The organism is Brevundimonas sp. GW821-FHT02A10 (assembly GCF_059422025.1).
The window spans coordinates 21,773-32,043 of sequence record NZ_JBWKWC010000004.1; the positions used below are offsets into that span (position 1 = coordinate 21,773).

Sequence of the window (10,271 nt, forward strand, 5' to 3'; positions counted from 1 at the left end):
GGGCGACGGAATTGAACCGTCCGGGGCCGCTCCCACGGTCCACGCAGAAACCGAGACCCGAGGCGACGCGCATGACCACCCATCCGACCCACGATTCCGAAGTCTATCCGGTTTCCGCCGAATGGGCGGCGAAGGCGCATATGGATCGGGCGGGCTATGAGGCGGCGCGGGTCGCGGCGCACGACACGCCGGACGCCTTCTGGGCCGAAGCGGCGAAGCGTCTGGACTGGGTCACGGCGCCGACCAAGATCAAGGACGTCAGCTTCAACAAGGACGACTTCCACATCCACTGGTTCGCCGACGGCGTCCTGAACGTGGCGTACAACTGCGTCGACCGGCATCTGGCCGAGCGCGCCGACCAGACGGCGATCATTTTCGAGGGCGACGACCCGTCGGTGTCGGGCGCCATCACCTATGCGGAGCTGCACCTTCAGGTCTGCCGCATGGCCAATGTGCTCAAGGACCTCGGCGTCAAAAAGGGCGACCGTGTCACCATCTATCTGCCGATGATCCCGGCCGCCGCCGTGGCCATGCTGGCCTGTGCGCGCATCGGGGCCATCCACTCCGTCGTCTTCGGCGGCTTCAGCCCCGACAGCATCGCGGGCCGCATCGAGGACTGCGGCTCGACCGTGGTCATCACCGCCGACGAGGGTCTGCGCGCCGGCAAGCGCATCCCGCTCAAGGCCAATGTCGACGAGGCCCTGACCAAGGTCGCGGTCGAGAAGGTGCTGGTCATCGCCCACACCGGCGCCGATGTGCCGATCGTCGAGGGCCGCGACGTGCGCTTCGAAGACGCCGTGAAGACCGTCGCCGACGACTGCCCGTGCGAGCCCATGGCCGCCGAGGACCCGCTGTTCATCCTCTACACCTCGGGCTCGACCGGTAAGCCCAAGGGGGTGATGCACACCACCGGCGGCTGTCTGTTCTGGGCCAGCTACACCCATGAACTGGTCTTCGATTATCGCCCGGGCGAGGTCTTCTGGTGCACCGCCGACGTGGGCTGGGTCACAGGCCACTCCTATGTCGTCTATGGCGCGCTGGCCAACGCCGCCACGACCCTGATGTTCGAGGGCGTGCCCTCCTGGCCCGACAACGGCCGCTTCTGGCAGGTCGTGGACAAGCACAAGGTCGAGATCTTCTACACTGCGCCGACGGCGCTCAGGGCTCTGATGCGCGACGGCGACGAGCCGGTGAAACGCTCCAGCCGCAAGTCCCTGCGCCTGCTGGGCTCGGTCGGCGAGCCGATCAACCCGGAGGCCTGGCGCTGGTATCATGAGGTCGTCGGCGAGGGCCGGCTGCCCATCGTTGACACCTGGTGGCAGACCGAGACGGGCGGCATCCTCGTCTCCCCTCTGCCCGGCGCCACCGACCTCAAGCCCGGCTCGGCGACCAAACCCCTGCCCGGCGTGGAGCTGGAGCTGGTCGATGCCGACGGCAAGGTGCTGGACGGCCCGAACAGCGGCAACCTCGTGATCACCGACAGCTGGCCCGGCCAGATGCGCGGCGTCTGGGGCGACGACCAGCGCTTCTTCGACACCTATTTCAGCGCCTATCCGGGCAAGTATTTCACCGGCGACGGCTGCCGCCGGGACGAGGACGGCTACTACTGGATCACCGGCCGGGTCGATGACGTCATCAACGTCTCGGGCCACCGGATGGGCACCGCCGAGGTCGAGAGCGCCCTCGTCCTGCACGACGACGTCGCCGAGGCCGCCGTGGTCGGCTTCCCCCACGACATCAAGGGCCAGGGCATCTACGCCTTCGTCACTCTGAACGCCGGCGTCACCCCCTCCGACGAGCTGCGCAAGGCCCTGATCGCCCAGGTCCGCCACGAAATCGGCCCCATCGCCGCCCCCGACGCCATCCAGTTCGCCCCCGGCCTCCCCAAGACCCGCTCCGGCAAGATCATGCGGCGGATCCTGCGCAAGATCGCGGAGAACGACCTGGGGTCGCTGGGAGACACGTCGACGCTGGCGGATCCAAGTGTGGTGGAGGATCTGGTGAAGAACCGGGTGGGGTGAGCGACTTCGGCTGAAAACTTCAGCCGCGAGCGACGCAGCGCTTGCCGAGGGGCGACAGCTGTTCTATCAGCCTCGCCTCCCGCCGGAGAGACCATCCGGCGCTGCGAAGACCCTCGGGCGAATCGTGGAAACGGACAGGTGGCGGAGTGGTCGATCGCGCACGCTTGGAAAGCGTGTGTAGGTGAAAGCCTACCGAGGGTTCGAATCCCTCTCTGTCCGCCACCGACCCCAGCTAAATTGGCTCTGCCGTCCCGATCACCCGCGGGATGCCGTGATGCTGGCCGTTTGCTCGCTCCAATGTCCCGTGGATGCCGGCGCCAAGCCCCTAGATCATCGCCTTATCCCAGCCGCTCTCCCCACGAGTCTCCGCGCTGTCTGTGGTAGGAGGACTTTGCATGTTCGCCTGTTTATTTAAAAGCGCGGCCCGACGCACCAGCTGTGCTTTGCATCTCAACCAAGGCATTCCGCGCTTTACGAGGCGATCGGGCCCAGAACCGTGGCCCAAACCATGCCAATAACAGGCGGGTTAACAGGCCGGTATCAGGCGCTTAGCAGGCCGTGATCACGCGGCAAGCAGGCGGGCAACAGGGATTTCAAGTCAGGTCGGGGCTTGGAGGCGTCACGCAAACGCGCGCCGTTGATTCCCCCAGTCGGTCGGAATGGGCTCGTGGAGCAACCGGGCCAGCGTGAGACCCGGCGACTGCGTCCCGGACAGGATCGCGCGCTGAATATCCGGAGCCAGGAACGCCAGCCGGACAAGCTTGCGTTCGTAGGCGCTCTCCGGCTGCTTCATCTGACCATCGCCAACCGAACCGTCCCCCGCCCGCCAGCCCATGAGCTTGGCCAGCCGATGCGACTGCTGAAGACCGCGGATCAGGGTCGGGTCCCGTTTAACCGTCTTCCGCGCCGTTCCAGGCGGAAGGATCTGCTCGACTCGACCTCCCCGGCGCCGGCAACGGACCGGGACGATCAGGGCCAGGTGGTCACGATCTGCCGGCGTGAGGCCTTTTCGTCCGGCTGGCGTCAGTCGATCGGCGGTCAGCTCAAGGCGGACCTCGTCGGCGAGTATCTCGACGCGGCGAACCGCGCCGATGACCGATCCGATCCCGTCAGCCGCCCCGCCTAGCCGGGGCTGAACCGCGCTGCTGACGACCTCATGGATCGTCTCTGCTGTGACGCGTCGTATAGCGGCGCCCTGATCGACCTTATGCTTCTGGCCGGTCTGGAGCGGCGACGACACATAGTAGCGATAAACCCGGCCGCCACGACCGTAGCCAAACGAAGGGCTCATCGGGTGGCCATCAGCGTCGAACAGCTTGCCCTTGAGCTTCAGATCCGCCGATCGCAGTGGCCTCTCGGCGCGGGTTACAGCATTACCGGCCAACTGGTGCTGGACACGGTCGAAGACCGCTCTATCCACGATGGCCGGATGCAACCCTGGCGCAGCCACGTCACCATGAACGATCTCTCCGATGTAGATGCGGTTCTTGAGCAGGTGGAACAGCATCCCGCGGCTGTATGGCGCGCCACCGGCCCGGACGCCTTTGCGGCTTAGCCGCTCGCGAGTGCGCCAGCCCAAGGATGCGATATGTTGCTCGACTGCGGACACCGTTCCCAGTTCGAGATAGAGCTGGAAAATCGCTCTCACACGCTCAGCCCCTGAAGCCTCGACGACAAGTGCACGGGTCGTCTGATCTTCGGGCAGATCGTAACCGAGCGGCGGGACGCCGCCCATCCACATGCCCTTCTTTTTGGACATTGCGATTTTGTCGCGGATACGTTCGCCCGTGACTTCCCGCTCGAACTGAGCGAACGACAGGAGCACATTCAGCGTCAGCCGCCCCATCGAGGTCGTCGTGTTGAACGACTGTGTGACGGACACAAACGAGGCGTCGGCCTTGTCCAGGCGTTCGACGATGCGGGCGAAGTCCGACAGCGCGCGGGTCAGGCGATCGATCTTGTAGACGACGACCGTGTCAACCAACCCCGCATCGACATCAGCCAGAAGTTTCCGCAGGCCCGGCCGCGTCATATTACCGCCAGAGAACCCGCCGTCGTCATACTCGGTTGGAAGCGCGATCCAGCCCTCGGCGGCCTGGCTTTTGATGTAGGCCTCGCACGCCTCACGCTGCGCATGCAGACTGTTGAACGCCTGATCCAGGCCCTCCTCAGTGCTTTTGCGGGTGTAGATCGCGCAGCGTGTCCTGGCCTTCGTCATGCCGCTGGTCCCCTCAGTCCAAAGAACCGCGGCCCATTCCACCGTGATCCCGTGATCACCCGCGCGACTTCCGACAGGCTCTTGTAGGCCTGTCCTTGCCAGCCAACCCGGCCATCCGGTTCCACGACCACCTCGTGGCGAATGCCCTGCCACTCGCGCGACAACTTCGTCCCTGGCGTTAGCAACGATGTCGCCTTTCCGGCGGCGGGCCTGCGAAGCGTCCGGCGAAGTTCGACGTCTATGCCACCCTCTTCTGCGGCCTGGATCCGATACGCCAACATCAACGCAAGCAGCTCGGGGGACCGAAGTCTCGGTGGCGATCCGAAGCGCTTTCGCCACTCTTCGCGAAGCTTGATCAAATCCATGCCAGCGATCGCTGCGAGTTCAGCTGCATTCATCGTCTCTTTGTCGGCCATGAGATGAACAATTGCTCGAATTCTATTCGAAATCCAATCCGAACTCACGCCAACTAAAATAACATCCTATCAACACTCATTGGCGGCACGTTCGGATCACGTGCATACTGAAGAATACAGTTGACGGGGCCGAGCAGTTTGATAGGTTGCCGATATCAGGCGGCCCGGTGGACAGCCCGATGTCGGCAACCGTGCCGTCCCCGCACCCGTGTCCGGCTAGGCCGGCCGCAACTTCGCGGGAAACACCTCTGAGCCGCAGAGACGCAAGGCGTCCGAGCGAGTTGGTCTAAGGGGCCGGCGCAGATTCCGATCCAATTTCAGGAGTTTCGCCATGCTCGCCGTGGATGCGCCAACCCGTGCGCTTGAGATCGTCTATCGTCCTTTGAAGGACCTGAAACACGACCCCGCCAATCCCCGAACCCACCCGTCCAGCCAGATCGACCAACTGGCCCGCAACATCCAGGCGTTCGGGTTCGTGAATCCGATCCTGGTCGATGAACGGATGATCATCATCGCCGGTCACGGACGGGCGCAGGCCGCCAAAAAGTGCGGGCTGGAGCATGTGCCCGTTATCATGCTGTCGGGTCTCGATGAGGTCCAGAAGAAGACTTTGCGGATTTTCGACAACCGGATCGCTCAGAAGTCGGGCTGGGATCAGGATCTGTTGCGCGAGTTGATGGTGGATATCCAATCCTCAGAGATCGAGATAGACCTCGAACTGACGGGCTTCACCGTCGGCGAGATCGACGTCATGCTCGCCCAAAAGCCGGGAGCCAACACTGACGACACGCCCCTGCCCCCGCCCAGCAACGCTCCACGGGCCAAGCTCGGCGATATCTGGGTTCTGGGCGATCATCGGATCGGCTGTGGCGACTGTCGCGATCTGGAGTTCCTGGCGCGCGTCGTCGGACCCGACGCCAAGGTCGACGCTGCATTTCTCGACCCGCCTTACAATGTCTCGATCCAGGGACATGCGAACGTGCGCAGCAAGCACCGCGAGTTCGCCATGGCCTCGGGCGAAATGAGCGACACGGAGTTCGAGGGCTTCCTTCAGCAGACGCTTGGCGCCTGCGCCTCGGTGTCCCGCGACGGCGCCGTGCATTTCGTCTGCATGGATTGGCGCCATGCCAGCCACCTGCAACACGCGGGCGATCAGGTCTACGGCGACCTGCTGAACCTGTGCATTTGGAATAAGTCCAATGCCGGCATGGGCTCGCTCTATCGGTCCAAGCACGAGCTGGTTTTTGTCTACCGGGTCGGTGACGCGCAGCATTTCAACGCCGTTGAGCTAGGCAAGCATGGCCGCAACCGAACGAATGTCTGGGACTATCAGTCCGTCAACGGCGGCGGGGGCCGAAGCGGGGAGCTCGACTGGCATCCGACCGTCAAGCCGGTCGCGCTGGTGTCCGACGCCATCAAGGACGTCACCAAGCGTCGAGGTCTGGTGCTCGACGCTTTCCTAGGATCCGGCACGACCTTGATCGCCGCTGAGCGATCAGGCCGTCAGTGCCGAGGGGTCGAAATCGACCCGGCCTATGTCGATATCGCGATCCAGCGCTGGGAAGCGGCGACCGGCCGGGAAGCCATTGTCGCGGACGCGCCCGCCACGGCGACCGAGGAGCTCGTCTGATGGACGACGAGGAAATCTTCCCGAAGAGCCAGTCTCGGACAGCCAAGGGGCAGTTCGCGAAGGGGCGTTCCGGCAATCCGATGGGCCGGCCGAGGAGCAAGCACCAACGCGCGCTTTCAGACCGCCAGTTTCGACGAGACGTTCTAGCAGTCACCGAGGAGGTCATCTCGGTCAGAACACCGACAGGCACGCAAATGATGTCGGTCAATCTGGCCATCCTCCTCTCAATTCGAGCGAAGGCCGTTCAAGGGCACGCGCCGAGCCAGCGCTTCCTAGCGAAGCTCCACCATGACGCGCTCTTGGCTCATGAGAAAGCCAACCCGCGCCTCACGCAGATGCTTGAGCGTCGGGAGGAGGTTGCCGTCACCAAGAGCGTAGACGGGCTCAAGAAGTCGGAGTGGAAGGACCTGAATCTGGTCCGTAAGTACTCTTGGCGCCTATGATGGCGGTAGTTGCGGGTTGCGCCGCCAATGGTGGCTGATGAGGACTTGAGAGTTCGACGCAGGGAAGCAACAGTCGGTTCGGCAGATATGCATGCACGACCGACAAACTCCGGCTAGCGAAGGCCCCTCCCCGATCCACGAACTCATCCGGACGCGCCCCGAGGCCTTCGACTTCGGGGACGCGCCGGATACCCGGCCACTCAGCCACAGCTATGAGGCCGACATGAAGGCTCTCCGACCCGTGTGGATCACGAGCCTGATCAAGCGGCTGACCGAGGACTGACGGAGGCGCGTGTGGCGATGTCAGCACCGGAGTTCATAACATCAGCGATCAGGTTAGGTCTTCGCGGACGTCCGGCTCAAAATGCCGACCTGCTCGACAGCGATCGCCAACATGGCGTCATCCATACCTCGGACATGCTCGATTAGGCTGGCCTCCAACTGCAGCCGCCGGCGTCCTGCCCCATGTGGCTTCGTCGGCTCGTCCACCAGCTCGGATAAGGTCAGCCCAAGCGCGGCAGCGAGGTCAGCAAGCGTCTCGAGCGTCGGCAACTGGCGGCCCCGCTCGATATTTGAGACGCTCTCTGCGGTCTTGCTAATCGCTTCAGCCAACCCTTCCTGGGTCAGGTTTGCCCGCTTTCGAGCAGCGTGAACTCGCGCGCCAATCGCCATCTTCAAATCATGCGCCATACCGAACTCTGGGTTCGGGCTAGGCGTCAGACCATGAAGCTGGCTTCGGGTTGAGAACCATGCATGAAGTGGACTTCGGATTAGTCGAAAAAGGTCGGCATCATGCTGTGTTCGAGGTTGGCGACGGTCGCACTGGCAACCCTGGTGCTAAGTCCAGGACAGACTATGGCTCAAAGCCAAATCCAAGCCGGATCTGCGCCATCGGATCTGCCTGTGTGTTCGGGCGTCGGCGGTCCCGACATCGACTTGCGAACACAAACCTATCCTGCGCTTGAGCGAGAAAGCGAGGTCGAAGTGGGTCAGGTTCTTCTGGACGCTACGCCGGTCGTGATCAGGGCCGGGACGCTGGAATTGAAGTCGCCCGCCACCTTCGGTGGCCGGTTCCTCTTCACAGATTTCACCGTCACCATCCCAGCTGGCCCCGTGGTCACGGACGCAGCCGGCAATCACCGCCCGGCCGCCTATGAAGTGAAGTACGGATCTGAACGAGGCCCAAGAACCGGTAGCGGCCGACCCTCAGTGAGACTTGAGGTCGACGAAGGCGGAGCTCAGCTTTCCGGAGTTCTAGAAGTTTCAGGAGGCAGACGATATCCGATCGAAGGCGCAAGCTTCGCGATTACCGAATGTTATCTCACGACATCAGCACGCGTCCGCAAACAGTTGACCTATGTGGGCGTGTCCCGCGGCGTCATCACGCTCGAGTATCGCGAACTCGCTGGAAATCTGGTGCGGCAAGCGTTCACGCGAACCCTGACGTATGACCTGGCTGAAGGTGACATCATCGGCGTGCAGGGCGCGAGGCTCAGAGTGATTTCTGCGGACAATGTAGGCCTAGCCTACGTGGTGCTGCGGCCGTTCTCCGAGTAGAGCGATTGCAGCTACCGCCGTGCGGACCGCTTTGCGCCAAAAGCAGACATGAGGCTCCATTCGAGAGTCTGCCGTTCGCCTTCACGCGCGCCAGCCAAACCATTTCGGCCTGAACAACTTCACGAAAGTGCATAGCGCCACGATGGCTGGGCTCAAAAAACCGGCTTCCGCATTCGATTACCTGACCAGCACATCGACACGATCAAGCCCAGGACACGGACTTTCCGATGAAGGTAGACGTGACTTTTTATAAAGCTGGGAACCTACGCTCCCCGGATGAGCGGCGAGCCGGCTCTCGAGGCAGATAGTGAGCGTTAGGGGCGCAATCCCGCCCTGATCAATCCGGCGTCGACAAAATCAGGGTTCCGATCCCGGCGCCCTCGGGATGGAAGCTGAGGATCCGCCTGTCGCTGGCGTCGGCGCGATCGCGGGCCCACTGCACCTCCCCGGCGACCAGGGCGTCGGTCGCGCCGGAGACCTTCATGGCCGTTCCCCGCAGCAGTCTGCCCCTTGTCGTGGTGAAATAAAGGGCGGTGTCGTCCTCGACGAAACCGGCGATCTCGCGCTCGATCACGGAGACGATGAAATAGTCGCCGATCCGGGTCACCCAGGGAAAGACGATATGGGTGGCGACGCCCATGCCGGGCTCCAAGCCCTTTTCGTTGACCACCTTCATCGCCACCGGCTCAGCCTTCAGCAGGGTGGTGAACTGGGCATGGGTCTCCAGCCGATCCAGGAAGGCCTCCATCGAGACGACAAGGTCATCCGGTCGCCGTTCCGGCGGTAAAACCCTGGAGAGAGCCTGGATGGCGGTGATGGCCTGGGCCCAGTCTATCGTATCCTCGCGGTCGCCCTTGAACACCATGTTGGAGGCCGGCAGGGAGCCCTGTTCCGTCCAGATCTCCAGGTCGAGGACACAGCCATACATCCAGGACCGGAACCGCGCATCGCGCAGAAGGTCGTCGAGGGACCGGGGCGCGCCGAGCGGCGCGGACCAGTCCGCCTTCACCTCCCCCTCGTCGGAAATGATCAGTTCCATCGGTCCTGCCGCGACCCGCAGCCGGCGCCCAGCCTTCGGCAACCAGTCCCCTGCCGCCACGAACAACTGCCCGGGCCAGTCCAGGTGCTCGGCGGTGTCGCGGCGTTGCACTGTCAGAACGCATCTGGACGCAGGCTTCACCTTGATCGACAACCGGCCGGGACCTTTGGTGGTCGTTGGTCCCTCGATGCCGAAGCGGATTTCGGTGGCCGAAAAGGCCTCGATCGGCAGGTCCTTGCGCAGGCCGAGCAGGAGGTCCTCCAGATCGGTCGCGCCATGGCCTTCGGCGAGGACGAATTGCCCTTGGCCCCATCCCGCCTCATAGCCCAGGCTGCCAGCGAGTGTGGACTTCTTGCCGGCGTAGTCCACGCCGACATCGGCGAGGGCGTCGAGGAGGGTTTCCGCCAGATTGTCGTCGACCCGCTCCTTCGCCGAAAAGGCGATGGGCAGATAGCGGGTATTGAGCGCCCTGCCCTGCGCGGAGGCCTCGCGCGCGGCCTTCAACGCCTCGCCCATCTCGACCGCCCAAATATGACGGAGATAGAGGGCCTCCGGCTTTTTCGGGCCGTTGGGATAGGTGACCAGAGCCACGAAACAGGGTGTCGGGTCATTGGCGAACTTCACCGCGTTCGACAGCTTGACCCGCGTCGAGGTGCGACGCGACTGGTTGGACTTCACTTGGATGAAGCATCTGGTCAGGGGTGGGTCCTGATCCGGAAAGGCGGTCTGTACCCGGGACGGAAACTCGACAAGGAGGTCCCAACCGTGATCGTCCTCGGTGACATTCTGGACGCTGGCGCCGAGCGCGCGGCAGAGTTTGGCCACCTCGCCTTCGGCGTTTCGATCGGGGCGGGGTTTGACGGTCATGATCGCTGGACGGGTTACGGAATCGAGAACGGGCCCAAAGGATAGGCGGGCGCGTTTGACGAGAGAAGCGTGGGACCGCA

General features: G+C 63.4%; 9 protein-coding genes and 1 tRNA gene. 6 read left to right on the plus strand and 4 right to left on the minus strand.

The annotated features are described in order from the left end of the window. Positions 1 to 71: 71 nt before the first annotated feature. Complete coding sequence (acs, locus tag AC07U0_RS12305; RefSeq protein ID WP_494720304.1) at positions 72 to 2,021, plus strand: acetate--CoA ligase; 1,950 nt, start codon at positions 72 to 74, stop codon at positions 2,019 to 2,021. Between the two features lie 132 nt (positions 2,022 to 2,153). Beyond that, positions 2,154 to 2,243: transfer RNA gene (locus AC07U0_RS12310), tRNA-Ser, on the plus strand. Positions 2,244 to 2,640: 397 nt separating this feature from the next. Here the strand turns inward: AC07U0_RS12310 and AC07U0_RS12315 are convergent. Both AC07U0_RS12315 and AC07U0_RS12320 read right to left on the minus strand, forming a co-directional pair. After that, a complete protein-coding gene (locus tag AC07U0_RS12315; RefSeq protein WP_494720305.1) occupies positions 2,641 to 4,239 on the minus strand; it encodes a recombinase family protein in 1,599 nt (532 codons plus the stop codon). Then, a complete protein-coding gene (locus tag AC07U0_RS12320; RefSeq protein ID WP_494720306.1) occupies positions 4,236 to 4,655 on the minus strand; it encodes a DUF2924 domain-containing protein in 420 nt (139 codons plus the stop codon). The genes AC07U0_RS12315 and AC07U0_RS12320 overlap by 4 nt, the downstream gene beginning before the upstream one ends. Before the next feature lie 331 nt (positions 4,656 to 4,986). Between AC07U0_RS12320 and AC07U0_RS12325 the strand changes: the two genes are divergently transcribed. The 3 genes from AC07U0_RS12325 (at position 4,987) to AC07U0_RS12335 (ending at position 7,011) form a co-directional block, all read left to right on the plus strand. Then, positions 4,987 to 6,285 (plus strand): site-specific DNA-methyltransferase, encoded by a 1,299-nt coding sequence (locus AC07U0_RS12325; RefSeq protein ID WP_494720307.1) that lies wholly within the window; start codon positions 4,987 to 4,989, stop codon positions 6,283 to 6,285. Further along, positions 6,285 to 6,728 carry a DUF5681 domain-containing protein gene (locus tag AC07U0_RS12330; RefSeq protein ID WP_494720308.1) on the plus strand — a complete coding sequence of 148 codons (444 nt, stop codon included), beginning with the start codon at positions 6,285 to 6,287 and terminating at the stop codon, positions 6,726 to 6,728. The genes AC07U0_RS12325 and AC07U0_RS12330 overlap by 1 nt, the downstream gene beginning before the upstream one ends. A 91-nt stretch (positions 6,729 to 6,819) precedes the next feature. Then, complete coding sequence (locus tag AC07U0_RS12335) at positions 6,820 to 7,011, plus strand: hypothetical protein (RefSeq protein WP_494720309.1); 192 nt, start codon at positions 6,820 to 6,822, stop codon at positions 7,009 to 7,011. 53 nt (positions 7,012 to 7,064) lie between these two features. Here the strand turns inward: AC07U0_RS12335 and AC07U0_RS12340 are convergent, their stop codons facing one another. After that, positions 7,065 to 7,418 carry a helix-turn-helix transcriptional regulator gene (locus tag AC07U0_RS12340; protein WP_494720310.1) on the minus strand — a complete coding sequence of 118 codons (354 nt, stop codon included), beginning with the start codon at positions 7,416 to 7,418 and terminating at the stop codon, positions 7,065 to 7,067. A gap of 165 nt (positions 7,419 to 7,583) precedes the next feature. Between AC07U0_RS12340 and AC07U0_RS12345 the strand changes: the two genes are divergently transcribed. Continuing rightward, the gene (locus tag AC07U0_RS12345) at positions 7,584 to 8,285 is read left to right on the plus strand and encodes a hypothetical protein (RefSeq protein WP_494720311.1); all 702 of its coding nucleotides are present in this window, start codon (positions 7,584 to 7,586) and stop codon (positions 8,283 to 8,285) included. 337 nt (positions 8,286 to 8,622) lie between these two features. On the opposite strand, the gene AC07U0_RS12350 is transcribed toward AC07U0_RS12345, so the two are convergent. Beyond that, positions 8,623 to 10,191: a hypothetical protein gene (locus AC07U0_RS12350; RefSeq protein ID WP_494720312.1), complete on the minus strand. Its 1,569-nt coding sequence runs from the start codon at positions 10,189 to 10,191 to the stop codon at positions 8,623 to 8,625. Positions 10,192 to 10,271 lie beyond the last annotated feature (80 nt).

Excerpts from the sequence above, each read along its gene's own strand:
- acs (WP_494720304.1), top strand. The coding sequence starts at position 72 with ATGACCACCCATCCGACCCACGATTCCGAAGTCTATCCGGTTTCCGCC.
- AC07U0_RS12315 (WP_494720305.1), bottom strand. The coding sequence starts at position 4,239 with ATGACGAAGGCCAGGACACGCTGCGCGATCTACACCCGCAAAAGCACT.
- AC07U0_RS12320 (WP_494720306.1), bottom strand. The coding sequence starts at position 4,655 with ATGGCCGACAAAGAGACGATGAATGCAGCTGAACTCGCAGCGATCGCT.
- AC07U0_RS12325 (WP_494720307.1), top strand. The coding sequence starts at position 4,987 with ATGCTCGCCGTGGATGCGCCAACCCGTGCGCTTGAGATCGTCTATCGT.
- AC07U0_RS12330 (WP_494720308.1), top strand. The coding sequence starts at position 6,285 with ATGGACGACGAGGAAATCTTCCCGAAGAGCCAGTCTCGGACAGCCAAG.
- AC07U0_RS12335 (WP_494720309.1), top strand. The coding sequence starts at position 6,820 with ATGCACGACCGACAAACTCCGGCTAGCGAAGGCCCCTCCCCGATCCAC.
- AC07U0_RS12340 (WP_494720310.1), bottom strand. The coding sequence starts at position 7,418 with ATGGCGCATGATTTGAAGATGGCGATTGGCGCGCGAGTTCACGCTGCT.
- AC07U0_RS12345 (WP_494720311.1), top strand. The coding sequence starts at position 7,584 with ATGGCTCAAAGCCAAATCCAAGCCGGATCTGCGCCATCGGATCTGCCT.
- AC07U0_RS12350 (WP_494720312.1), bottom strand. The coding sequence starts at position 10,191 with ATGACCGTCAAACCCCGCCCCGATCGAAACGCCGAAGGCGAGGTGGCC.